The sequence below is a fragment of the Pseudarthrobacter sp. P1 genome (genome assembly GCF_050156935.1).
Taxonomy (GTDB): domain Bacteria; phylum Actinomycetota; class Actinomycetes; order Actinomycetales; family Micrococcaceae; genus Specibacter.
This window is the reverse complement of sequence record NZ_CP189584.1, coordinates 1784279-1805941: the sequence shown is the minus strand read 5'-3', so window position 1 is coordinate 1805941 and position 21663 is coordinate 1784279. Positions and strand designations below refer to the sequence as shown.

At 68.2% G+C, this 21663-nt stretch carries 24 protein-coding genes and 1 riboswitch; of the genes, 9 read left to right on the top strand and 15 right to left on the bottom strand.

What is annotated here, in order from left to right; all coding sequences use genetic code 11:
* Positions 1 to 51: 51 nt before the first annotated feature.
* Positions 52 to 708, top strand: a complete 657-nt coding sequence (locus ACQCSX_RS08565; protein WP_427018569.1) for a winged helix-turn-helix domain-containing protein — start codon at positions 52 to 54, stop codon at positions 706 to 708.
* Positions 692 to 1408, top strand: coding sequence for an SRPBCC family protein (locus tag ACQCSX_RS08560; RefSeq protein ID WP_427018568.1), 717 nt, complete (start codon positions 692 to 694; stop codon positions 1406 to 1408). Before ACQCSX_RS08565 ends, ACQCSX_RS08560 begins: the two co-directional genes overlap by 17 nt.
* Before the next feature lie 176 nt (positions 1409 to 1584).
* On the opposite strand, the gene ACQCSX_RS08555 is transcribed toward ACQCSX_RS08560, so the two are convergent.
* The 3 genes from ACQCSX_RS08555 to ACQCSX_RS08545 form a co-directional block, all read right to left on the bottom strand.
* Complete coding sequence (locus ACQCSX_RS08555; RefSeq protein WP_427018567.1) at positions 1585 to 2280, bottom strand: hypothetical protein; 696 nt, start codon at positions 2278 to 2280, stop codon at positions 1585 to 1587.
* Entirely contained in the window at positions 2277 to 3011 is a 735-nt protein-coding gene (locus ACQCSX_RS08550) for a hypothetical protein (RefSeq protein WP_427018566.1), read from the bottom strand. The genes ACQCSX_RS08555 and ACQCSX_RS08550 overlap by 4 nt, the downstream gene beginning before the upstream one ends.
* A 70-nt stretch (positions 3012 to 3081) precedes the next feature.
* Positions 3082 to 4530 carry an MFS transporter gene (locus tag ACQCSX_RS08545; protein ID WP_427018565.1) on the bottom strand — a complete coding sequence of 483 codons (1449 nt, stop codon included), beginning with the start codon at positions 4528 to 4530 and terminating at the stop codon, positions 3082 to 3084.
* Positions 4531 to 4615: 85 nt separating this feature from the next.
* On the opposite strand from ACQCSX_RS08545, the gene ACQCSX_RS08540 reads away from it, so the two are divergent.
* Positions 4616 to 4996 carry a MarR family winged helix-turn-helix transcriptional regulator gene (locus tag ACQCSX_RS08540; RefSeq protein ID WP_427018564.1) on the top strand — a complete coding sequence of 127 codons (381 nt, stop codon included), beginning with the start codon at positions 4616 to 4618 and terminating at the stop codon, positions 4994 to 4996.
* On the opposite strand, the gene ACQCSX_RS08535 is transcribed toward ACQCSX_RS08540, so the two are convergent.
* Positions 4993 to 5358, bottom strand: coding sequence for a hypothetical protein (locus ACQCSX_RS08535; protein WP_427018563.1), 366 nt, complete (start codon positions 5356 to 5358; stop codon positions 4993 to 4995). The genes ACQCSX_RS08540 and ACQCSX_RS08535 overlap by 4 nt on opposite strands.
* Positions 5359 to 5398: 40 nt before the next feature.
* Complete coding sequence (locus tag ACQCSX_RS08530; RefSeq protein ID WP_427018562.1) at positions 5399 to 5533, bottom strand: hypothetical protein; 135 nt, start codon at positions 5531 to 5533, stop codon at positions 5399 to 5401.
* Positions 5534 to 5958: 425 nt separating this feature from the next.
* Between ACQCSX_RS08530 and ACQCSX_RS08525 the strand changes: the two genes are divergently transcribed.
* Together ACQCSX_RS08525 and ACQCSX_RS08520 are read left to right on the top strand one after the other, a co-directional pair.
* Positions 5959 to 6963 (top strand): hypothetical protein, encoded by a 1005-nt coding sequence (locus tag ACQCSX_RS08525; protein ID WP_427018561.1) that lies wholly within the window; start codon positions 5959 to 5961, stop codon positions 6961 to 6963.
* Positions 6936 to 7286 carry a hypothetical protein gene (locus ACQCSX_RS08520; RefSeq protein ID WP_427018560.1) on the top strand — a complete coding sequence of 117 codons (351 nt, stop codon included), beginning with the start codon at positions 6936 to 6938 and terminating at the stop codon, positions 7284 to 7286. The genes ACQCSX_RS08525 and ACQCSX_RS08520 overlap by 28 nt, the downstream gene beginning before the upstream one ends.
* 45 nt (positions 7287 to 7331) lie before the next feature.
* On the opposite strand, the gene istB is transcribed toward ACQCSX_RS08520, so the two are convergent.
* Positions 7332 to 8063 carry an IS21-like element helper ATPase IstB gene (gene istB / locus ACQCSX_RS08515; RefSeq protein ID WP_427015968.1) on the bottom strand — a complete coding sequence of 244 codons (732 nt, stop codon included), beginning with the start codon at positions 8061 to 8063 and terminating at the stop codon, positions 7332 to 7334.
* Positions 8060 to 9526: an IS21 family transposase gene (gene istA / locus ACQCSX_RS08510; RefSeq protein WP_427016398.1), complete on the bottom strand. Its 1467-nt coding sequence runs from the start codon at positions 9524 to 9526 to the stop codon at positions 8060 to 8062. The genes istB and istA overlap by 4 nt, the downstream gene beginning before the upstream one ends.
* 323 nt (positions 9527 to 9849) lie before the next feature.
* Here istA and ACQCSX_RS08505 point away from each other — a divergent pair, with 323 nt between their 5' ends.
* Positions 9850 to 10617 (top strand): HNH endonuclease, encoded by a 768-nt coding sequence (locus ACQCSX_RS08505; RefSeq protein ID WP_427018559.1) that lies wholly within the window; start codon positions 9850 to 9852, stop codon positions 10615 to 10617.
* Between the two features lie 95 nt (positions 10618 to 10712).
* Here ACQCSX_RS08505 and ACQCSX_RS08500 read toward each other — a convergent pair whose 3' ends face one another.
* A complete protein-coding gene (locus tag ACQCSX_RS08500; RefSeq protein WP_427018558.1) occupies positions 10713 to 10847 on the bottom strand; it encodes a hypothetical protein in 135 nt (44 codons plus the stop codon).
* 385 nt (positions 10848 to 11232) lie between these two features.
* Here ACQCSX_RS08500 and ACQCSX_RS08495 point away from each other — a divergent pair, with 385 nt between their 5' ends.
* The 3 genes from ACQCSX_RS08495 (at position 11233) to ACQCSX_RS08485 (ending at position 13712) form a co-directional block, all read left to right on the top strand.
* Entirely contained in the window at positions 11233 to 11532 is a 300-nt protein-coding gene (locus ACQCSX_RS08495) for a DUF4193 domain-containing protein (RefSeq protein WP_026555463.1), read from the top strand.
* Between the two features lie 105 nt (positions 11533 to 11637).
* Entirely contained in the window at positions 11638 to 13323 is a 1686-nt protein-coding gene (locus ACQCSX_RS08490; RefSeq protein ID WP_427018557.1) for an AMP-binding protein, read from the top strand.
* A gap of 56 nt (positions 13324 to 13379) precedes the next feature.
* Complete coding sequence (locus ACQCSX_RS08485; RefSeq protein ID WP_427018556.1) at positions 13380 to 13712, top strand: YrdB family protein; 333 nt, start codon at positions 13380 to 13382, stop codon at positions 13710 to 13712.
* Here ACQCSX_RS08485 and ACQCSX_RS08480 read toward each other — a convergent pair whose 3' ends face one another.
* The 7 genes from ACQCSX_RS08480 to aroA all read right to left on the bottom strand — a co-directional run bounded on the left by ACQCSX_RS08480 (position 13713) and on the right by aroA (position 21657).
* Positions 13713 to 14411, bottom strand: a complete 699-nt coding sequence (locus ACQCSX_RS08480; RefSeq protein WP_427018555.1) for a metal-dependent transcriptional regulator — start codon at positions 14409 to 14411, stop codon at positions 13713 to 13715. It abuts the gene before it with no gap.
* Between the two features lie 32 nt (positions 14412 to 14443).
* Positions 14444 to 15727, bottom strand: coding sequence for an Nramp family divalent metal transporter (locus ACQCSX_RS08475; RefSeq protein WP_427018554.1), 1284 nt, complete (start codon positions 15725 to 15727; stop codon positions 14444 to 14446).
* A gap of 95 nt (positions 15728 to 15822) precedes the next feature.
* Positions 15823 to 16608 carry a class I SAM-dependent methyltransferase gene (locus tag ACQCSX_RS08470; RefSeq protein ID WP_427018553.1) on the bottom strand — a complete coding sequence of 262 codons (786 nt, stop codon included), beginning with the start codon at positions 16606 to 16608 and terminating at the stop codon, positions 15823 to 15825.
* Between the two features lie 49 nt (positions 16609 to 16657).
* The gene (locus ACQCSX_RS08465; protein ID WP_427018552.1) at positions 16658 to 18088 is read right to left on the bottom strand and encodes an aminotransferase class V-fold PLP-dependent enzyme; all 1431 of its coding nucleotides are present in this window, start codon (positions 18086 to 18088) and stop codon (positions 16658 to 16660) included.
* Positions 18089 to 18125: 37 nt separating this feature from the next.
* A riboswitch (SAM riboswitch) is annotated at positions 18126 to 18239 on the bottom strand.
* Positions 18240 to 18312: 73 nt separating this feature from the next.
* On the bottom strand, positions 18313 to 19125 hold the full coding sequence (hisN, locus tag ACQCSX_RS08460) for a histidinol-phosphatase (RefSeq protein ID WP_427018551.1): 813 nt from the start codon (positions 19123 to 19125) through the stop codon (positions 18313 to 18315).
* 69 nt (positions 19126 to 19194) lie between these two features.
* A complete protein-coding gene (rsgA, locus tag ACQCSX_RS08455; RefSeq protein ID WP_427018550.1) occupies positions 19195 to 20313 on the bottom strand; it encodes a ribosome small subunit-dependent GTPase A in 1119 nt (372 codons plus the stop codon).
* Positions 20314 to 21657, bottom strand: coding sequence for a 3-phosphoshikimate 1-carboxyvinyltransferase (gene aroA, locus ACQCSX_RS08450; protein WP_427018549.1), 1344 nt, complete (start codon positions 21655 to 21657; stop codon positions 20314 to 20316).
* Positions 21658 to 21663: the final 6 nt, after the last annotated feature.

Below are 21663 nucleotides of genomic sequence, written 5' to 3'. Positions count from 1 at the left end.
GACAATTAAAAAGTTCTAGACAAATTAATTGTTCGGTGAGATGCTTGAGCCATGTTGGACATAGCAGTGATCGAGGATCCGCAGGCGGCCGAGGCGTCGCTTGACCCGATCCGTGCCGCCCTGCTGGCCGAATTGCGGAGGCCGGCCTCCGCGGCCGCGCTGGCGGTGCGGGTGGGGCTGCCGCGGCAGAAGGTCAACTACCATCTCAAGGCCCTCGAACGCCACGGGTTGGTGGAACTGGTGGAGGAGCGGCGCAAGGGCAATGCCACCGAGCGCGTCATGGCGGCTGTGGCGGAGTCCTTCGTGATCTCCCCGGCCGCCTTGGCAGGGGTAGCCCCGGATCCGGAGCTGTCCCGGGACAGGCTTTCGGCGCATTGGATGCTGGCGGTGGCCGCCAAGCTGGTGCGCGACGTCGGCACCCTGGTGGTGCGCTCGGCCGCGGCCCGGAAGCCGTTAGCCACCTTTGCCCTCGACGGCGAGATTACCTTCGCCTCAGCCGGGGACCGGGCGGCCTTTGTGCAGGAGCTGGGGGACACCGTGGGCGCGCTGGCGGCCAAGTATCACAGCGCCGGCGCCGCTGGCGGGCGCAGGCACAGGATCGTCGTCGCCCTCCACCCCAGCGTTGTTGACCCGGTTGCTGCAGTGTCCATTGAGAGCACCGGCGTGGCCGGCCCGAACAAGGAGAAGGACCATGGGCAAGGAATTTGAGATCGTTTCGGAAACGGTGATCGAGGGAACGCCGCAGCAGGTCTTCGACGCCGCCACGCTGGGCAACTCCGGCTGGCTATGGCCGATGGAGGTGGAGCCGCGGCTCGGCGGCACCGGACCGTTCGGCAGCGTGGTCACGGTCTGGGAGCCGCCGCACCACTTCGCCAACCACATGGAGGGCGAGGGCGGCTTCTTCAACCATTTGGACTACCTGATCGAGGAACGGCCGGAAGGCAAGACCTGGCTGCGCTATGTGCATTCGGGGATCTTCTTCGATGATTGGGACAACCAGTACGACGGTGCGCTGAAGCACACCGCCTTCTACCAGCACACGCTGGGGGAGTACGTAAAGCATTTTGCCGGCCGGCAGGCGGCATTTGCGGACATCCAGGGTCCGGCGGCGTCGGGGACGGCGGAGGCCTTCGAACTGCTTCGGTCGGCGCTGGGTGTGGCGGGTGCTGGGCAGGGGGTATCCGTCCAGGCGGTGGTCCCCGGCGTGGACCCCCTCGACGCCGTGCTTGACTACACCAACGAGAACTTCATTGGGCTGCGGACGTCCACTGCCATGTACCGCTTCTTTGGCCGGAACGCCTTTGGCTCCGTGGTCGGCATGACTGTCCACCTGTTCGACGACGGCGCGGACGCTGCCGCCGAGGGAGCGGCGTGGCAAACGTGGCTGGACGGCGTGTACGCGGCCTGATTGAGCATTCGCCATTCGATGGCGTTAAAAGCTGAGTGGTGGGCCACTAATGTGGCCCACCACTCACCCCCCAAAGCGTATGAAGCACCCGAATCCCCTCCGGTACTCGTTCACACATTCATTAGTATGGCAGATTCTAATGAAAGTGTGAACACGTGGTGCTGTTGGAAAGGATCTTACGTCCGAGTGCTCCGCTTGCGGAAGGAGATCCAGACCAGCGCCATGCCCGCCGCCATGCACAGGATGGCCGCATAGGAGAGGAAATCAACCAGGAGAAGAAACGGCAGGCCTGCCACCTGGATCAGGGTCAGGAGCACCACCATGGCGAATGCCGCACAGATCAGCCAGGCGGACATCCGGTTGATGGCCCGTGCCGCCGTCCGGCCCGCGGCCGCCGTCGGCTGGATCAGCACGGCGGCTGCATACGCCGGGTACAGCCGGCCCGCATAGACATACGCCTGGACTGTGGGCTGCCCGGCGAACGCCCGCAGCCCCGTGCTGGAGGTGGGCATGTCGCTGAGCAGGAACAGGGCAACCGTGGCCGCGGCAATCCCCGCCAGCACCGTCAGCCCCACCGGGCCCCGGATGAGCCATTCGCTGCGGCGGGCGCGGTAGGCAGCGGCCACTCTGGTGGCAAGAATGAAAAAGACGGCGTAGAGGGCCAGCCTGATGATCAGGTTCGCGACGTTCACTCTACCCAGCAGGGCGTCTACGGGCAGGTAGATGGCATCGATACCCAGGCCCACGGCCACGGAGAGCAGGGCGAACATCCAAAACAGCGATGCATTGCGCCGCTTCAGCGCGGCGGGCAACCGCCAGCCGGTACAGGCCAGGCAGGCGCCCAGTGCGATCCATTGCATGACGGTGCTCATCCCAAGTTCTCCCACAGTGCAGTTGATTGTTCGTTGTCGTTATCGAGGCGGCGCAGCGTCCGCCCCAAATTCTCCAGCCGGACCGCGGCCAGCGTGACCAGCGCCGACGACGGCAGGGCGGCCAGTGCCTCGGCCCGCGCGCCCTCGGCCCAGCCGGCTTCGGCGGGAGTGATGAGGCTCGCCACCACCAGACCATTGGTCAAGCCAACGCCGGCAATCCGCGCCGCGGCGATGGCGATGTCCGGTGCCAGCCGATTTGCCGTGATCTGCGCGGAGAGGTTTTGCGGTGCGACGGCGGTGTTCTTGGCTATCTGCTGGCGCAGGTCGCCGGGCCCCACGGCGTCGATCCAACAGCGCACCGAGGTCCGGTGCGGCACCGTGGACAGCTCCCATGCCGGCGGGGCGGGGGCCGCATCGGCCCTGGCCTGCCGGTCCAGGATTTCGCGCAGGAGGTCCATGTCCGATACCTGGCTGATGAGCTCGTCCGCCGTGGGCGCCGCGGCGCCGGTGGCCAGGTCGGCAAACTTCTCAAAGCCCGACAACGCCCCCACCACGTCCTGGCCCAGGGCCCGGGCGACGGCGACCACGGTGCTCATGGCCACCTTGCCGCGCACCAGCTGCTGGGCCAGCGTGGAGCGTTTGATGCCGGCCAGCCGGCAGACCTCGGCATTGGTCAGTCCGGGGGCGGTGCTGTGGAGCCATTGCGCGAAGGCTTTGGCGGACACGGACATGGAAGGTCTTCCTGGTGGGTAGGGGTGGCTTCCATAGATCCTAGCGTCTTGTGGCCGGCCTTCCGGCCCGCTACCGCCGGGTGCGCCGCTGCGGCACCAGCACCACCAGCAAAGCCGCGACGGCGACAACGGCGCTGAGGACCAGGCCTGGCCGGAAGGAATCCAGCATGGCGCCCGCTCCGGAACCGGAGCTGTGTGCTCCGGCAACCAACGCCGTCGTGACGGCCAGGACCAGCGCCGCGCCAACCTGCATGCTGGTCTGGATCAGCCCGGCCGCCAGCCCCTGTTCGGCGTCGCCGATGCCCTCGGTGGCCAGGACGTTGGTGGCCGGGAACCCCAGAGCGAAACCGATGCCCAGCAGGACCATCGAGGGGAGGATGTCCGTGGCGTAGACGGGAGTGGTGCCGATGCGCAGGAACAGGATGTAGCCGGCGGAGAGGGCCACCAGTCCTGCCACAATCAGCCGAGGTGCGCTGAAACGCTCAATCAGTTTCTCCGCGAAGGGCGAGGCGGCCATGACAATCAGCCCGGCCGGCAGCAGGGCCAGGGCCATGCTCAGCGGTGACCAGCCGAGCACCGATTGCAGGTACATGGTCACAATGAATTGGAAGCTCAGATAGGAGCCAAAGAGGCCAACGGCGCTGAGATTGGCACGGGCCACCCAGCCCTGCCGCAGGATGCTGAAACGGACCAGGGGATGCTTGGCGCGCGTCTCGATGACGCCGAACGCCGCAAGGACCAGCGCGGCGGCAACGAAGCCAATAATGGTCCTGGCGGAGCCCCAGCCTGCGCCGGGGGCCGAGACGAGGGTGTAGACAAGTGCCAGCATACCGGTGGCCAGTGTAGCGCCGCCCCATACGTCATGGCCACCGTCGGCGGCGTCGAGACGGTCGCGGGGGATGGCCCGGAGTCCAACGATGATGGCGGCGACGGCGAACGGCACCGACACGAGGAAGGTCCAGCGCCAGCTCAACGATGTCATGAGCCCGCCCACCACCAAGCCTAGGGAGAATCCGCTGGCGCCAAAGGTCGAGTAGATGGAGATGGCCCTGTTGCGTTGGGGGCCCTCGGGGAAGTTGGTCGTGATGATGGAAAAGCCGGTGGGCGCGGTGAAGGCCGCGGCCAGGCCCTTGACGAAGCGCGTGGTTATCAGCAGCGTGGGATCACTGGCCAATCCACCCGCCAGGGAGGCGACGGCGAAAACGCTCAGCGCGATCAGAAAGACCCGGCGGCGGCCCAGCAGGTCGGCCATCCGCCCGCCCAGCAGTAGCAGCGAGCCGTAGCCCAGGACATAGCCGGAGACGATCCACTGGAGTGCGCCGGTATCCAGGTTGAGTTCGTGGCCAATGGAGGGAAGAGCGACGCCGACCATCGACACGTCCAGTCCGTCCAGGGCCAGGACCGTGCAGAGGACCAGCAGCAGGGTCCACTGGGCCTTCGTCCACGGAGCCCTGGCGCCCTCGAGGAGTGGGGTGGGCGGCCGCAGTGCTGGTAGGGACGCAAGTTGGGGAGTTGACATGTCCTGAATGTAGATGACGTGTCATCTAATGACAAGGTAAATAATGATGTGGAACTTAATTCTTCGCAACAGTAGACTGGCAGGTATGGATGGGTTGGAAGAAGGCGCACTCGTGGAGCAATGGCGCCGCGTGCAGGATGCCTATATGCGCACCTCGAATGCAATCGACAGGGAACTGGAGTCCCGCTTCGACATTGGGTTCAACGAGTTCGAGGTACTTGACCTGGTCTCGGAAACCGGCCTGGATGAATGCCGCATGAAGAAGCTCGCGGACCACACCCCGCTGACGCAGAGTGCACTCTCGCGCATTGTCGACCGGCTGGAAAAGGCAGGTCTCATCACGCGCAGCGCCTGCAGTGACGACCGCCGGGCCATCTTCGTGGAGCTCACGGAGCAGGGGCGGGCGCTCCACCGGGAGGCCGCCGTCGTGCACCGTGGCGTGTTGCGCGAAAACCTTCCGGACTAGACCCGGGGCGCGTCCACGATGCCGCGGAAGCGGCTGCCCACGCCCTCCCATTCGGCGCGGTGCATTCCGGCCGCGGGGCGGGGCAGCTCATCGGTCTCATGGAAGTCACAGATCACGAAGGTGAACTCGGGCCACCATTTCTTGGGGCGCGCGGTTTCGTGGAAATCGCAGATGTAGCAGCGCAACTCGGCCCAGATCGGGCGCTTGCCCGTGCGGTTGGCGCGCGACTGGACCAACCAGGCCGGCGGGTTCGCCTGGATTTCGGCCAATTCGGCGCTGCTCAGGCGTGACGGAAGACCGTGGCGGTGGGCCATCTCCAGGGGGATGTCAAGGATCTGCGCGGCTTCTCGTCTGGTAACCATAGTCCTTCAAGCATAGGTTCCACGGTCCCGGCCGGCGCCATTAGGTGGCTGGGGTCACGCCATTGCCAGTGCCGGCCGGGCGCTCGGGGCGTTCGTCTGCGGTGTCGTCGCGCATTTTGCGGTCCCGTCCGGTGGGCTGGCGCAGCGGGCCGGAGCGGTGCACCGTTGCGTCCACGCGGTCCGTGGCCCGCGGCCCGCAGTGGCCCGTGGGGCCGCAATAGCCCCTTGGTCGCGGCCTGGGGGCTGGTCCGCATTGGGGCGGCTGCTCCACATTTGGTCTTGTGGCTGGACCGTCCACCCGGGGTGCACGTGCAGGCCGTCCTTGACGGCCGGGTCGACGACGGCGTGGGTGGCCGTACTCCTTTCCCTCGGGGGTACAGGGCCATGCCTTGCAGTTCAGCCCTGTGTGCCGCTGGGTGGCCCGCATCGGGGAATCCGGGTGCAAGGTCGGTGCTGTGGACAAGTGTTCTAATAGTGTCGCCTGTGGAGGAAGTGCCAGTTGGTTAGTTTACTGAAAACACTTGTAGTCATGGAATTATTTTAGAAAATATATTCGATTATCATCTGGTGCTGTCGTCTATGCTGGCGTAAAATTGGGGCATGGCGGCAGCCCGGACGGAGCCGCAAGGGGCATCGGGGCCCCGCCTCAACGGCGATGGGGGAACCATGGCGGACCGCACGGCAGCACCAATACTGGGTGACGGTCCGGCCTCCGGGCGGGCCGGTGCCGGCGGCCCTGGCGCCTTTGCCGCTTCCCGCACGAACTCCCTGACCGCGGCCGGCATTGCCGGCTGGATCGAGGCCCTGTCGGGACCCATCGGCGCCGGCACCTCCGCCCCGCCCGCCGTGTCCACTCTGGGGACGGCCGCTCCCGGGTCCTCCCGTTCCGGCCCAACCGCCCCCGGCGCCGCTGCCCCCGGCCCGGCCGTGTCCGCGGTGTCCGCCGGTGCGGGCCTGATTGACCAGATCCGGGCGTTGGAGGAGCTCAAGGGCGCCGCCGCGGCCCGGCAGGCGGTCCTGGCGACCGTGTTCGACGGGCTGCAGCGGGCGGGGCAGGAGGCCTTGGGCGTGCCCGCCACACGGCTCGGGAAGGGCGTGGCGGAGCAGTTGGCGCTGGCGCGGCGGGACCCGCCGGCCCGGGGTGCCCGGCATCTGGGCCTGGCGAGGGTGTTGGTGCGGGAGATGCCGCACACCCTGCACGCCCTGTCGCTGGGGCGGATCACGGAGTGGCGGGCCACTTTGCTGGTGCGCGAGACCGCGTGCCTGTCGGTGCCGGACCGGATGGGCGTGGACGAGGCGGTGGCCGGGGACCTGGACGCGTTGGAATCCTTGAACGAACGACCGGCCCTGGTGGGGCGGGTGCGGGCGTTGGCGTACCGGGCGGACGCGGCCGGGTTCGTGGCCGCGCGGGAGCAGGCGGTGGGGGAGCGGACCGTGTCGTGCCGGCCGGCGCCGGGGGAATGGTGTTCCTTTCGGCCCTGCTGCCGCTCAAGGCCGGGGTCAGTGCCCTGGCCGTCCTGGACCGGGAGGCGTCCTGGCTGCGGAACACCGGGGATCCGCGCAGCCGCGGCCAGGTCATGGCCGACACGCTCGTGGAACGGCTGACCGGTGCCGCTGAGGCGGCCAACACGGTGGTCGAGGTCCAGCTGGTGGTCACGGACCGGGCGCTGTTCGCCAACGGGGACGACCCGGCCTACCTGCCCGGGTACGGGGTAATCCCGGCCGCGGACGCGCGCCGCCTCGCCACCCCCGCCGCCGACAGCGGCAGCAACGGTCCAACTGCCGGCTCCGCGACAGGTGGAGGCGCGGACGGAGCCGGGGGCGGCGCAGCCGCAGCCCCCTCTGCAGCCCCCTCCGCCGGCAGCGCCAAGGGCAGCGCCGGTGCGGCCTGTGTTTCGTCAAGTCTAAGTAGGCCGTTTCAGCGCTAAGAATTAGGCCACCTCGGCCCGTTTCTGGTCCATTTCAGCGGTTGGCTATTTCATGAGGGCATTTTTGACCCGGTAGGACTCGCCGCGGAATTGCAGAAGCCGTCCGTGGTGGACCAGCCGGTCGATGACGGCGGCGGCCATGTTGTCGTCCCCGAACACTGTTCCCCAGCGGGAAAACTCCAAATTTGTGGTGATGATCAGGCTGCGTTTTTCATACCCGTCAGCGATCACCTGGAAGAGAAGCCTGGCCCCTTCGGTATCGATCGGCAGGTAGCCCAGTTCGTCAATCGCCAGGAGCTGGTTCTTGGCCAGGGCGGCCAGTTCCTTGTCGAGGCGGTCTTCGTCCTTGGCGCGGCGCAGCATCATGACCAGGGCGGAGGTCGTGAAGAACCTGGCCTGGATGCCCTGCCGGCAGGCTGCGGCCACCAGGGCGGTGGCCATGTGGGTCTTGCCCGTGCCGACGTCCCCGTAGAGGACCAGGTCCTGGGCCCGGTTGATGAAATCCAGGGATTCGAGGGGTTCGCGGCCGTAGTCCTCCGGGAACCGGACACTGCCGTAGTCGAACCCGGTGAGTGTTTTCATGGCCGGCAGCCTCGCTGCCTTCAGCAATCGTTGGCGGCGTGACTCCTGCCGGGATTCGTGCTCGGCCAGCAGGACCTCGTGGAGGTATTCGCGTTGTTTCGGGGTGCCCTTCTCGGCCCATTCGGTCAACACGCTGCCGGTCAGCGAGGCATGCTTGCCCGCTTCGAGGATGTCTTGGACGGTGATCGGGTTCATGCGACTTCTCCGGTGGTGGTGTTCAGGGTGGTGAAGGTGTCATAGACACTCAGATCCACGTTGGCTGCCGGCGGTTCGGTGCCGTCAGCCAGACGGCGGGCCAGCATGCCCAGCATGGCCATGTCCGGTGCATCCCCGCGCTGGATCAGGGTGTCGGCAGCGGCCACCGCGGCATCGAATCCCGCCGCCGACGAGGCGGCGTCCACGGCGTTGAACAGGCGGCGCCGCCCGGTGGCGGTGGCTTTGTCCAGCCAGTCACGCACGGGGTCGGTGACCAGGGCCCGCAGCGGGGAATGGGACCACGCCCCGGGCTTCGTCACGAGCAGCGGCACCAGGGAAGCCGGGTCGAAGACCGTCTCGGCCTGCTTCCCGAAGACGCGTGGGAACGTGCGGACGGGTTCGGAATGCTCGTCAAGGATCTGCACCACGTCGTGTCCCAACCCCACCGTGAGCATCCGCCCGTGGAAGACGGGCCCGGCGGCGTACGTGTTCCCGTCAATGAGCAGGTTCCCGGTCTTGTCGGCCTTGCGCGATTCGTAGCGCACGGCATCGAAACCGATCCCCGGCAGTTCCATGGAGGCGGCCACGTCCTGGGCGAACAGCTCACCCAGGGGCAGGCCCTTGCGGTAGTGCACTGTGGTGGCCAACGCATCGCAGCGCGCCATGAGGACCTTGTTGAGCCCCTCCAAGGTGGCGGCCTCCGGCTCGGGGACCATGAAGTTCCGGCGCAGGAACCCCACCGCGTTCTCCACGTTGCCCTTCTCGTGGCCCGAGTATGGATTGCAATAGCGGGACTGGGACCGGTAATGGAGTTTGAAGGCGCCAAACAGCTTCGTCTCGGTCACCCTGGTTCCCACCCGGTTTCCGATGCCCGTCGCGTTGTCAAAGACCATGTGCCGCGGCGCAGCCCGAATGTGCTCGAACACGGTCCGCAGCCCGTGGGCAACGCATTCAGCGGTCTCGCCGCGGTATGCCTGGACGAAGCGCATGTTCGAGAACGGGAAGGTCACCACGAGGATGTGCAGGACCTGCCGGATCCCGGCAATGATGGCCTCGGCCTGACCGAAGTCGACCTGCACGGTGCCGGCAGGCCAGACCAGTTCGGTGAACCCCTCGCCGGGCTGCCGGTTGGCGGCCAACCATTTCTTCACGTGCCGCTGGACCGGTGAATAGGTGCCGGTGAACCCATGCTCTTCCACGAGCCTGTCAAAGATCCGCTTGACCGTGTGCCGCTGCTTGCGGTTCCGGCGCGCATCCTCGATGAGCCACCGCTCAATGATGTGCTCGAACCCGGCCAGGACCGAGGCACCCGGCCTGGCCAGCGGTGCCGGCGGCGCCGGGGAGAAGTCCTGCTGCTCGGCGTACTTGGCCGCCGAGGTCCGGCTGACTCCCAGCCTGCGGGCGATCTCCCGCACGGGGACTCCCTGGGAGTCGAGTCGTCTGATATTTTCTTGTACGGACATGGGTACCGTCATCTGCTTTCCAGCCCTTCCGGCGCATACGCTTCGCAATGGCAGCGCCGTAAGGAACCTATCTGGGGGTGGCGGGCCCATGTCCCTGACACTCAAGGCGGGGCCCGAACCACCGGGTGATCTCTATCTCCAAACCAGCCCCCGAAACCTGATTCCGGGATGAAATGACTGGCCTGATTCTTACCGCTCTTTTGGCCTGAAACGAGCCACCAACGTGGCCCATATTCTCGGCTGAAACGGCCTACAGATAGTCGATCACACACACGGCCACTGCCGCGGGCCCCGCCGCCGGTGGTCCTGCGGTTCCCGGGGCGGTGTTGGGGGCGTCGGACCGGGTGCGGATCCGGCGGCTGTTCACCGCCCCGGGCACCGGGGAGCTGGTCGGCATGGATTCGAGGGCGCGCCGGTTCCCGGCCTCGCTGCAGCGCTTCATTAGGGCCCGGGACCAGGTCTGTAGGACCCCGTGGTGCGGGGCGCCGATCCGGCATGCGGACCACGTCACAGCGTGGGCCGGCGGAGGGCCCACGTCCCTGGCCAACGGCCAGGGGTTGTGCGAACGGTGCAACCAGACCAAGGAACTTCAGGGCTGGGCCGCGGCAGTCATCGCCGGTCCCCGGCACACGGTGGTGACGACCACCCCGACCGGGCACTCCTACACGAGCACCGCGCCGCCGCTGCCGGGCACGCCCCCGCCCGGGACGCCGTCGTGGTTTCCGGCCGGGCAGGACGTACCGGAAGGCCTGCAAGAGGCGCAGGGGTCCGGTTTCGTGGACCCGCCAGGGCTCCCGGCATCGGAGGAATTCCCCGAGCCGCCCCGTGATTTCCTGGACCCGGGCTTCCTGGACTACCTGGACCCTGGTGCCGGCTGGGACGCCGGCCGGCCCGACGGGGCCTCGCTCGAGGACGACGCGGCCCTGCTGGCCGGGTCCGAGGACTGGGACTGGATGGTCCTGCGGCCAATGCGAGACGGCAGCGGCTGGAGGTCTGTGCAGCCGCTGAACGCGGGGCGCGGAACATCGGCGGGGCGGAACCGCCGCCGGGCCCGGGCCCGGGAGTCGGCAGGCTCGACGGCCAGCCCATAGGGCATGCGAAAGGCGCCGGGAGCGCGGTCCGGAATCACTCGGAATGGTTCCGGGCCGCGCTGGCGGCGCCTTGGGGAGGAGTGCAGCGGATGTGGCTAGTGCTTCTTGATGTGTGCAACGGGGTCAGCGTCTGCAATCATGGCACCCTTGCTGCGCTTATCGGCTCGCTTTTCCTTGATGGTCTTGATCGGCTTCTTAGTCAGGTGCCGATGCGGCGATTTGTCAGGCATGGCGTTTTCCTACCTTTCAGGGCACGGTGTCCCTTCTTGTACGGTACGCCGGTTTGCCGCCCTTGTAACCAGCCCTGTCGGGTGGAAATGCAGCAGGGGCCTTTCCCTTGCCCCTGGTTGCTGCAGGTGCGTCATGTCACAGTGAATGACGCGGGTCCGGCGGCAGGCTGGGGTGATAAGCAGCACAGGATTCACGTCACGCGGCGGGAATATTCGTTGGAATTCTGCGGTTTTCAGGTGTATCCGGCACAGCGCCCGAGGGCCTAGAATACGCCAGTGGAAAACATCTGGATTTTCGAGGAGTATTTCCCACGTTGAGGGGCTAGGATGGGGCGCTGAAATACCCTGCCGAAACCACCAGAAGCTCAGGAGTTTGAGAAACCGCATGGCAACGGATTACGACGCACCCCGCAACAAGGACGAAGACCACGGAACAGAGTCGCTGCAGGCTCTGCAGGTGCAGCGCGGCGGTGCCCAGACGGCGCACATCGACGTTGAGGATTCCGACACCGCTGAAGGCATTGACCTTCCCGGCGCCGACCTCTCCGGAGAAGAGCTGATCGTCCAGGTCATTCCCGCACAGGATGACGAATTTACCTGTTCCTCCTGCTTCCTGGTACGCCACCGCAGCCAGGTCGCACGCGAGAAGGACGGCATGCTGTTCTGCAAGGACTGCGAAGGCTGATTCCACGCATCGGACTAGTGCTGCGCTAGCTGGGTTCTGCCCCGGGGATATGCAATCCTTGGAGCACAATTTGTCTCAGGTACGCAGCGCGAGGGAGCGAAGGCAATGGCAGGAGAAGCACGCGTCCGGGGACTGCTGGACGCTTTTGGTGCGCCAAACGCTTCTGCCGCCTTCCTCCTCTGCGACCGGCACCCGGAGCAGTCGATTGCATTTACCGTGGTTCAGCCCGATCTGAGCCACAAAGACATTACCTACGGCGAACTGCGTGAGAAATCTGCGCGGTTCGCCGTTGCATTGGCGCGCCTGGGCATTGGCCCGGGCGACCATGTGGCAACCCTGATGGCCAAGTCCGCGGACCTGGTGGTGGCACTGCTGGGCATCTGGCGCCGCGGCGCCGTGGACGTTCCCTTGTTCACGGCCTTTGCCGCCGACGCCATCTCCTTCCGCATGTCCTCAAGCCGCTGCAAGCTGGTGGTCTGTGACGCGGACCAGCGCAGAAAGCTGGTGCCGCCCGGGGACGTTCCGATGGATGCCTCCCCGCTGGTGGTCGTGGCCCAAGGCGAGGCCTTTGGCTACGACCTCTCCTTTGGCGAGCTGCTGGCCGGGGCTGATGGTGACGACGGAGACGACGGCGGTGCCGTCGCCGTCGGCGGGGATGGGCTGCTGGCGCAGCTGTTCACCTCCGGCACCACTGGCGAGCCCAAGGGCGTGCCGATTCCGCTGCGAGCCGTGGCGTCCTTTGCCGGCTACCAGGAATTCGGACTTGATGTCCGTCCGGACGATGTCTTCTGGAACGCGGCAGACCCCGGCTGGGCCTACGGGCTGTACTTTGCCCTGTTGGCTCCGCTGGCCACCGGAACGCGCAGCATCCTGCTCCATGCGGGTTTCTCCCCGGAGCTGACCTGGGCCGTGCTGGAGAAGTTCCAGGTCACCAACTTTGCCGCAGCACCCACCGTTTACCGAGCCCTCCGGGCCGGCTCCGAAACCCAGGCCCACCACGTGCTGCGCCGGGCCTCTTCGGCGGGTGAACCACTCACCCCGGACGTCATCGGCTGGAGCAGGACGGCTCTGGGGGTCGATGTGCGCGACCACTACGGCCAGACCGAACACGGCATGGTGGCCGGCAACGCCTGGGCCGATGGTCTGCGCGCCCCGGTGCGGGATGGCTCCATGGGCACCAGCCTGCCGGGCTGGCGGGTGGACGTGCTCGGCACCCTCGACGACGTCGTGGCCGCGGACGGGGAACAGGGCCGCGTGGCCATCGATGTCGCCGCCAGCCCGTTCCTGTGGTTCGCCGGCTATGTCGATGCGCCGGAGAAGACGGCACAGCGCTACACCCCCGGCGGCCGTTGGTATCTGACCGGCGACGCCGGGCGGCGGGATGCGGATGGCTTTATCTACTTTTCCTCCCGTGACGACGACGTGATCATCATGGCCGGCTACCGGATCGGCCCCTTTGATGTGGAAAGCGTGCTGGCGGCCCATCCCGACGTGGTGGAATCCGCCGCGATCGGCACGCCGGACGAGATCCGTGGCGAGGTGCTGGAGGCCTATGTGGTGCTGCGCGACGGCGTCGAGCCCACGGATGGGCTGGCCGCGGAACTGCAGAGGCTGGTCAAGGACAAGTTCGCCGCGCATGCCTTCCCGCGGCGCATCCATTTTGTGGACAAGTTGCCCAAGACGCCAAGCGGCAAGGTCCAGCGCTATGTGCTGCGCCGCGAACGCGCCCTGCTGGCGCAGGCCGAGCGAGAGAACGAGAACAACGTGAACAACCAGAAAGCGGGCCAGTGAGTCGACGGCGTGCGGATGTCCCCGCAGTGGCAGTGTCAGGACCGGCTGTGCTGGGCATGGCAACGATGGCAGTGGGGTTTGCCCTTGAGGTGGCCATGCTCGCGGCGATATGTGCCTGGGGATTCCGCCAGGACGCCCCGTGGAACTATGTGCTGGGTGTGGGGCTGCCCGCCGTCGTGATCATCCTCTGGGGTTACTTCATGGCACCGAAGGCCCAGCGCAGGCTGCCCTGGCCGGCACTGCCCGCCGTGTCCCTGCTGGCCTTCCTGCTCGCTGCCGGTGTGCTGGTTGCCGCGCACCTGGCGCCGCTGGGCGCGCTGCTGGCCGGTATTTCGCTGGCCTACACCGCGTCCTGCCTCTACCTGCGCCGCAGCGGGGCACGCGTCTAGCTAGCCCGGGATGGTGCAGCCGGCGTGCGGGCTGGTGGTGGCGACCCAGAGGGCGTCGGCCACCTCGTCGCTGAGGTCCAGCGTTTGGGGGCCGAATTCCACGATGAGCGCGCCGCCAAAGGGCTTGCGCCCGATGATGTGCACCGCGGCGTCCAGGGCAATGTGCTGCTCATCCAGATACCGCAGCAGCTCGGGGTCGTGGTCGCTGATCCGGATGATCCTGCCCCGGTGGCCGGCGTCGAGCTCGCCCATCCGGAAGGCATCGGGCATGTCCACGTGCCCGTCGGCGTCGGGGATGGGATCGCCGTGCGGATCGCGGGTGGGATGGCCCAGCTTGGCGCTCATCCGTTCGATGAAGGTGTCCGAGACGGCATGTTCGAGCAGCTCGGCCTCGTCGTGGACCTCGTCCCAGCTGTAGCCCAGTTCCTGCACCAGATACGTCTCCAGCAACCGGTGCCGGCGGACCATGGACAGGGCCAGCGCCAGCCCCGGCTCGGTGAGCCGGATGGCGCTGTACGGCTTGTGGTTGACCAACCCCTGGTCCTTGAGCTTGCGCACCATCTCCGAGACGGAGGAATTGGCCACCCCGAGGCGGGTGGCCAATTGGGTGGAGGAAATGGGCTTGTCCTGCCATTCGGTGAAGGAATAGATGACCTTCACATAGTCCTCAACGCTGGATGAGGTGGGGGTTTGCTTCACACCCTCCAGCCTACCCTCCGGCCCCCGCGGAGCTAGGATCCGGTGAGTGTGAGGTAGAGCAGCACGGCATTCAGGGCCACCACCAGGGCAACGCTGACCAGTGCGGCAATCCGCAGCGGCACTCCGTCGCGGTGGATGCCCATCAGAGCCTTGTTGGAGGTCAGGCGGAGCAGCGGAATCAGGGCGAACGGGATGCCAAAGCTCAGGACCACCTGGCTGATGACCAGCGCCCACGTGGCGTCCACGCCGAAGGTCAGCAGGGCCAGGGCCGGGATCAGGCTGACCACCCGGCGGGTCAGCAGCGGGAGCTTGATCTTCAGCAGCCCGCCCATGATGGTGGCGCCGGCGTAGCAGCCCACCGACGTCGAGGCCAGGCCCGAGGCCAGCAGTCCGACGGCGAACACCACACCAATGACCGGGCCCAGGGTGGCCACGATGGCCGCGTGGGCGCCCTCGATGCTGTCGGTGCCTTCAACGCCGCCCAGCGTGGAGGCGGCCAGCAGCAGCATGCCGATGTTGACCGCGCCGGCCAGCAGGAGTGCCGCCACCACATCCCAGCGGGTGGCCTTGACGGTGGCATGGAGCAGCTCGGGGGTGTCGCGTGCGGTGGTGTGCCGGTCCCGGGCCAGGGCCGAGTGCAGGTAGATGGCGTGCGGCATGACCGTCGCGCCGAGCATGCTTGCGGCCAGCAGCACGCTGTCGCTGCCGTCAAAGCGGGGCAGCAGGCCGCCCGCCACGCCGGCGGGATCGGGCGGGCTGAGCACCAGTCCGGCCAGGAAGCCGATGGTGATGATGGCCAGCAGGAAGATGATGAGGGATTCGAAGGTGCGCTGGCCGCGGCGGTTCTGGACCATCAGCATGGCCATGGACACCAGGCCCACGATCAGCCCGGCCACCGGCAGCGGCACGTGGAAGAGCAGGTTCAGCGCAATGGCACCGCCCACCACCTCGGCGAGGTCGGTGGCCATGGCCACCAGTTCGGCCTGCAGCCAGTAGGCCCGGCGGCCGGCCGTGCCGAAGCGTTCGCCCAGCAGTTCGGGGAGCGATTTGCCCGTCACCACGCCCAGCTTGGCGGACTGGTACTGGATCAGCATGGCCATGATGTTGGCCGCCACCAGCACCCACACCAGCAGGTAGCCGTATTTGGCGCCGGAGGTCAGGTTGGCCGCCACATTGCCGGGATCGACGTAGGCGATGGCTGCCACAAAGGCCGGGCCCAGCATGAAAATGGCCGAGGGGACCTTCGGCCGCTTCCGGGTGGTGGCAGTCATCTTGGCGTCCAGCACGGCCAGGCTCCTTTGCTCAGCATGATTCATTCCGCCTAAGACTAATATTTAGGCATACCGAAATCATAGACGGCGCGACGGATTCCTGTCGAGTGGAGCCGGTGTGTGACGGGCGGCGGGCCGGGTCAGGGGGCCTTGACGGCGCGCCAGGTGTGCGTCAGGTAGGGGAGCTGGAGGACTTCACCGGGGGTGTGCCCCAGATGCTCGTACAGGTACCAGTCGAGGTTGGCCGTGACCTTGGCCCGGGTGGCCTCGTTGGCCCGGAGCCAGTAGCTGCGGGACTTGACCAGTTCCTTGATGTCCTCGCCGGTCAGTGGTTGGGCCCAGGCGCTCACGTGGGACTCCAGCGCTGTGAACTCCGGGCCGACGGCGGGCCGGAAGCCGGGCTTGTGGACATCGCCGGCGTGCATGATGCGGCTGAGCCGGTGCACCCAGGGCACGCTGACGTCGAGCTGGTTCCACACGAGCCCCAGGATCCCGCCCGGGCGCAGGATCCGTGCGATCTCCGTGCTTGCGGCCACCGGGTCGCACCAGTGCCAAGCCTGGGCCACTGTGGCGGCGTCCTGGCTCCGGTCCGGCAGCCCGGTGTCCTCGGCCACGCCAATGATGGTGTGGACGGTGGGGAAGCGGCGCTCCAGCTGGGCCAGCATGTCCGCCGAGGGGTCCAGGGCCGTGACGTTGCGGCCCGGCCCCAGGAGCAGTCCGGTGAACTTGCCCGTCCCGGCGCCCAGATCGACGACGTCGGCCACCCCCGCCCGGGACCCGGCGGCGGTGCCGTCGAACAGCCATTCGACGGACTCCGCCGGGTACCCCGGGCGCACCCGATCGTAGTGTTCGCCACCGTCCTGGAAGGCCGTGGCCATCTCCTGGCGCCGGCCGGCTTCAAAGGTGGGCCCGCCGATGGCTGCCATATGCGCTCCTGAACGTTGACGGAAACAAGCCCGTCAACTCTACCGCGTGCTAGTCGTCCTCGGGGTCGATGGTGCAGGGGGCGGCGCCTGCCGTGCCGGGGGTGTTCGGTGCCCAGTCCGGGTACCTGCGGGCATCGTTGGCCGGAACCCAGCGGCCCGAATCCACCACGTAGTCCCAGCCCAGCCCTGACTCCACCAGCGCGGCCACGCCGTCGACGAGGCGCTGGGCGTCCGCCAGCCGGGAGCCCACGCCAAAGCTGGCGCGCAGCGATCCGGAGGGCAGGCCCAGGCGGCGCAGCAGCGGGTGGGCGCAGAACTTGCCGTCGCGCACGCCCACGCCGTGCTCGGCGGAGAGGTAGGCCGCCACCAGCCCGGCGTCGTAGCCCTCGACGGAGAAGTTGACGACGCCGATGCTGCCGCTGCCCGGGTAGTCGCCGGAATCGCTGAAGAGCCGGTGGACGGTGACGGAGGGGATCTTCGACAGGCCCGCCACCACGTGGTCGCGCAGGCCCTCCTCGTGGCTGTGCCAGGCGGACTCGTCCAGGGCGGAGAGGATCTCCGCGGCCTTTGCCAGCGTGGCGGCGCCGAGCACATTGGGGGAGCCGCCCTCGTGCCGGGCCGGCCCGGTGGCCCAGGTCACGGTGTCCAGCCGGGCTTCCTTGACCGCGCCGCCACCGGCCAGGTGCGGGGTGCCCGCGTCCAGCCAGTCCGGGCGGCCAACGATGACGCCGGAGCCGAAGGGGGCGTAGAGCTTGTGGCCGGAGAAGACCACGTAGTCGATGCCGTCGTCGGCGAGGTTGAGGCGGCGGTGCGGGGCCAGCTGAGCGGCGTCGACCACGATGCGGGCACCATACCGGTGGGCCAGTTCCGCGAGCTCGGCCACGGGCAGGATCTCGCCGGTGACATTGGAGGCGCCGGTGACGGCCAGCAGCACCACGGAGCCGGCGCGCAGCTGCGTTTCGATCCGCGAGAGCGTGGCCGCGATGGAACCGGCGGCCACCACGCTGCGGTGCGGCAGGCGCTGCCAGGGCAGCAGGTTGGCGTGGTGTTCGATGTCCAGGTAGAGCACCTCGCCGGTGGGGCGGGAGCCGTCCTCGGTGGCCAGCAGCGTTTCGACGCAACCGGCCAGCAGGTTCAGGGAATCGGTGGTGTTGCGGGTGAAGATGACGGCATCATCGGCCCGGCCGCCCACAAAGTCCCGGATGGTGTCGCGGGCGTTTTCATAGACGGACGTGCTGACCTGGGAGGCAAACCCGGCCCCGCGGTGCACGCTGGCGTAGTACGGCAGCACCTGGGCCAGGTGGTCGGCCACGGCCTGGACGGCCGGGGCCGAGGCGGCGTAGTCCAGGTTGGCGTAGCGGACGCTCCCGCCGGTGATCAGCGGGGCGGACAGGTCGGCGCCGGTGACGGCCAACAGGGGTTCGACGGCGGCGGCAGCCGCGGTGGAGATGGAATTTTTTTCAAGGGTTGCAGAGCTCATGAAAGGACCTCACGGGAAGGATCCCGGACAGTGCCGTGATCCGCGCTTGCCAAGACCGCTCCGGCCTGGCCAGGTCGTCACCCGGGGCACCCCGCCGCGAAAGGAGGGTTGCCGGCCAGCAAACCGGGGTTTAGCACTGGCACTCGTGACCTATGCCCAAAATGCTAACCCCGGTGGGGTGCCGGGCGCATTTGTTACATCCCTTTGCGTCACACTGCGTCGTGCTACAGGAGGTCGTCGAGCCCCGGGTTGAGCCGGTTCAGGACCTCCGAATGCAGGATGGAGTTGGTGGCCAGGGCGTTGCCGCCGAAGGGGCCCTCCTCGCCATCGAGGGAGGTGAAGCGCCCGCCCGCCTCGACGACGATCGGCACCAGGGCCGCCATGTCGTACAGGTTCAGTTCCGGCTCGCAGGCAATGTCGACGGCACCCTCGGCCACCAGGCAGTAGGACCAGAAATCGCCGTAGGCGCGGGTGCGCCAGACATCGTCGGTCAGGGCGATGAACTCGTCGCGGTTGCCGCGTTCCTTCCAGCCGGAGAGCGAGGAATAGGACATCGAGGCGTCCGCCAGGTTGGCGACGTTGGAGACGCGCAGCCGGGTGGCGGCGGCCAGCGACTTGCCCGTGAAGGCCCCCGTGCCCTTGGCGGCCCACCAGCGCTTGCCCAGGGCGGGGGCGCTGACGACGCCGACCACCGGCTGGCCCTCGTCCACCAAGGCGATGAGGGTGGCCCAGACCGGGACGCCGCGGACAAAGTTCTTGGTGCCATCGATGGGGTCGATGATCCAGCGGCGCGAGCCGTGCCCGCTGCTGCCGAATTCCTCGCCGAGCACGGCATCGCGGGGGCGGGCCCGGGCGAGCTGGCTGCGGATGGACTCCTCGGCGGCCTTGTCGGCGTCCGTGACGGGCGTCAGGTCCGGCTTGGTTTCCACAGCCAAATCGAGCGCCTTGAAACGAGACATCGTCAAAGAATCAACGGCGTCCGCCAATACGTGGGCCAGGCGGAGATCGTCGTTGTAGCCTTGCGGTTCATGGTTCATGGCATCACACTATCGCTGGTTGTGGCAGGGGCGGGGAGGCAGGGGGACCCGCGGCCGGGTTCCGCCGGATTAGAGGATGGTGCCGAGTTCCTTGGCTTCGGCGCGGCCCTCGGTGCGGTCCGAGCTGCCCAGCAGCCGGCGCAGCGAGGCCAGCCGGGCCGGGCCGGCCTCGCCGGCGCTGCCGTCGGCCACCCACGGGTCCAGGCCGCAGTTGACGGCGGCGCTGTTGTGCTTGCAGCCACGCTCGCAGGCATCGGTGCCGGGCTCCAGGTCGGGGAAGGCGTGCAGAATGCGGTCCGGATCCACGTGGGCCAGCCCAAAGGAGCGGATGCCTGGGGTGTCGATGATCCAGCTGCCCGGCTGGGCGTCGCGCAGCCGCAGGGCCAGCGCCGAGGAGGAGGTGTGCCGGCCGCGGCCGGTGACGGCGTTGACGCCGCCGGTGGCGCGCTGGGAGCCGGTGAGGGCGTTGACCATGGTGGACTTGCCGACGCCGGAGTGGCCCACCATGACGGAGACCTTGCCGTCCAGATGGTCCTTGAGGGCGTCGACGGCGCCGCCGGCCAGCAGGGCGGATTCGCCGTCGTCGCTGCGGGCATCAATGCCCGAGGCGGTGTCCGAGGCCGTGCGGCTGACCACCACCGTCATGTCCAGGTGCTCGTAGTTGGCCAGCAGCTCGGCGGGATCCTTCACATCGGCCTTGGTGATGAGCAGCAGCGGGGCGATGCCCGAATCGTAGGCGGCCACCAGCGCGCGGTCGATGAAGCCGGTCCGGGGCTCGGGGTTGGCCGCGGCCACGACGATCACCAACTGGTCGGCGTTGGCCACCACGACGCGCTCCACCGGGTCGGTGTCGTCGGCGCTGCGGCGCAGCAGCGTGCGCCGCGTCTCCACCCGGACCAGCCGGGCCAGCGTGTCGGGCGCGCCGGAGACGTCGCCGACCAGGGCCACGAAGTCCCCGGCCACCACGGGGTTGCGGCGCAACTCGCGGGCGCGGGCGGCGATGAGGATGCGCTCCTCGGGGGTGTCCTCGTCCACGACTGCCGTGTAGCGGCCGCGGTCCACGGTGATGATCCGGCCGATGATGGCGTCATCGTGGGCGGGGCGGTCCTTGGTGCGCGGCCGGCTGCCCTTTTTGTTGGCGCGGACGCGGACGTCGGACTCGTCCCAGTTGCTGAAATCGCGTGCCACCTAGTTGGCCCCGCCCGGGGTGGACGCGGGCCCGGGGCCCGCCAGCATGCGGGACCAGAGCTGCGGGAATTCGGGCATGGTCTTGGCCGTGGTGGAGATGTCCTCCACCTCGACGCCGGCCACGGCCAGGCCGATGATGGCCCCGGCGGTGGCCATCCGGTGGTCCTCGTAGCTGTGGAAGAGGCCGCCGTGCATCGGTGCCGGGGTGATGGTGAGCCCGTCGGCGGTTTCCTCGGCATTGCCGCCAAGCCTGTTGATCTCCGCCACCAGGGCGGCCAGCCGGTCGGTCTCGTGCCCGCGCAGATGCGCAATGCCGCTCAGCCGGGAGGGGCCGGTGGCCAGGGCGCACAGGGCCGCTACGGACGGCGCGAGCTCGCTGGTGTCGGCGATGTCGATGCCGTTGATGGACTCGCCGCCGGTGACGGCCAGGACCCCGTCCTGAAGCGTGACGGTGGCGCCGAACAGCGGCAGGATCTCGCGCCACTTGTCGCCCACTTGGGTGGTGCCGGCCGGCCAGTGCGGGATCCGCACGGTGCCGCGGGCGGCCAGGGCGGCGGCCAGGAACGGGCCGGCGTTGGAGAGGTCCTGCTCGATGACGACGTCAAAGGCGGCGATCGGTCCGGGGGAGACGATCCAATGGTTGGGGATGGAATCGTCGACCACCACGCCCAGGCTGCGCAGGATCTGCACGGTCATGGCAATGTGGTCCAGGCTCGGCACGGGGTCGCCCACGTGCTCCAGGTGCAGTCCCTCGGTGAAGCGCGCGCCGGCCAGCAGCAGGGCCGAGACAAACTGGGAGGAGCCGCTGGCGTCGATCACCAGGTGGCCGCCGCGGACCTTGCCGGTGGCGTGCATCAGGAACGGCAGGGCGCGGGCACCGCCGTCGTCCACCTGCACGCCCAGGCCGGCCAGGGCCTCGATGACCGGGCCCATCGGCCGCTTGCGGGCGTGCGGATCGCCGTCGAACGACACGGCGCCGGTGGCCAGGGCGGCCAGCGGCGGCACAAAGCGCATCACCGTGCCGGCCAGGCCGCAGTCGACGGCGGTGCCGGCGGGCAGGTGCGCACCGGCCGGGAGCGGGGTGACCAGCAGGTCCGGGCCAAAGCCGCCGTCGCCGTCGACCTCCTCCACTCCGGCGCCCAGGGCGCGCAGGGCGGCAACCATCAGCGCCGAATCACGCGAATGCAACGGGGCGCGCAACCGGGAGGGGCCGTCGGCCAGCGCGGCCAGGACCAGGTAGCGGTTGGTGAGGGACTTGGACGCGGGGACCGTGAGGGTGGCGTCCAGGGGTGCGGTGGCCAGCGGAGCGGGCCAGGGCGTGGTGGCGGGAGAGAGCGTGCTCATCGCGGG

What these genes read in the sequence shown, in the direction of transcription:
- ACQCSX_RS08565 (WP_427018569.1), top strand. Translation starts at nt 52, where the DNA reads ATGTTGGACATAGCAGTGATCGAGGATCCGCAGGCGGCCGAGGCGTCG.
- ACQCSX_RS08560 (WP_427018568.1), top strand. Translation starts at nt 692, where the DNA reads ATGGGCAAGGAATTTGAGATCGTTTCGGAAACGGTGATCGAGGGAACG.
- ACQCSX_RS08555 (WP_427018567.1), bottom strand. Translation starts at nt 2,280, where the DNA reads ATGAGCACCGTCATGCAATGGATCGCACTGGGCGCCTGCCTGGCCTGT.
- ACQCSX_RS08550 (WP_427018566.1), bottom strand. Translation starts at nt 3,011, where the DNA reads ATGTCCGTGTCCGCCAAAGCCTTCGCGCAATGGCTCCACAGCACCGCC.
- ACQCSX_RS08545 (WP_427018565.1), bottom strand. Translation starts at nt 4,530, where the DNA reads ATGTCAACTCCCCAACTTGCGTCCCTACCAGCACTGCGGCCGCCCACC.
- ACQCSX_RS08540 (WP_427018564.1), top strand. Translation starts at nt 4,616, where the DNA reads ATGGATGGGTTGGAAGAAGGCGCACTCGTGGAGCAATGGCGCCGCGTG.
- ACQCSX_RS08535 (WP_427018563.1), bottom strand. Translation starts at nt 5,358, where the DNA reads ATGGTTACCAGACGAGAAGCCGCGCAGATCCTTGACATCCCCCTGGAG.
- ACQCSX_RS08525 (WP_427018561.1), top strand. Translation starts at nt 5,959, where the DNA reads ATGGCGGCAGCCCGGACGGAGCCGCAAGGGGCATCGGGGCCCCGCCTC.
- ACQCSX_RS08520 (WP_427018560.1), top strand. Translation starts at nt 6,936, where the DNA reads ATGGCCGACACGCTCGTGGAACGGCTGACCGGTGCCGCTGAGGCGGCC.
- istB (WP_427015968.1), bottom strand. Translation starts at nt 8,063, where the DNA reads ATGAACCCGATCACCGTCCAAGACATCCTCGAAGCGGGCAAGCATGCC.
- istA (WP_427016398.1), bottom strand. Translation starts at nt 9,526, where the DNA reads ATGTCCGTACAAGAAAATATCAGACGACTCGACTCCCAGGGAGTCCCC.
- ACQCSX_RS08500 (WP_427018558.1), bottom strand. Translation starts at nt 10,847, where the DNA reads ATGCCTGACAAATCGCCGCATCGGCACCTGACTAAGAAGCCGATCAAG.
- ACQCSX_RS08495 (WP_026555463.1), top strand. Translation starts at nt 11,233, where the DNA reads ATGGCAACGGATTACGACGCACCCCGCAACAAGGACGAAGACCACGGA.
- ACQCSX_RS08490 (WP_427018557.1), top strand. Translation starts at nt 11,638, where the DNA reads ATGGCAGGAGAAGCACGCGTCCGGGGACTGCTGGACGCTTTTGGTGCG.
- ACQCSX_RS08485 (WP_427018556.1), top strand. Translation starts at nt 13,380, where the DNA reads ATGGCAACGATGGCAGTGGGGTTTGCCCTTGAGGTGGCCATGCTCGCG.
- ACQCSX_RS08475 (WP_427018554.1), bottom strand. Translation starts at nt 15,727, where the DNA reads ATGAATCATGCTGAGCAAAGGAGCCTGGCCGTGCTGGACGCCAAGATG.
- ACQCSX_RS08470 (WP_427018553.1), bottom strand. Translation starts at nt 16,608, where the DNA reads ATGGCAGCCATCGGCGGGCCCACCTTTGAAGCCGGCCGGCGCCAGGAG.
- ACQCSX_RS08465 (WP_427018552.1), bottom strand. Translation starts at nt 18,088, where the DNA reads ATGAGCTCTGCAACCCTTGAAAAAAATTCCATCTCCACCGCGGCTGCC.
- hisN (WP_427018551.1), bottom strand. Translation starts at nt 19,125, where the DNA reads ATGAACCATGAACCGCAAGGCTACAACGACGATCTCCGCCTGGCCCAC.
- aroA (WP_427018549.1), bottom strand. Translation starts at nt 21,657, where the DNA reads ATGAGCACGCTCTCTCCCGCCACCACGCCCTGGCCCGCTCCGCTGGCC.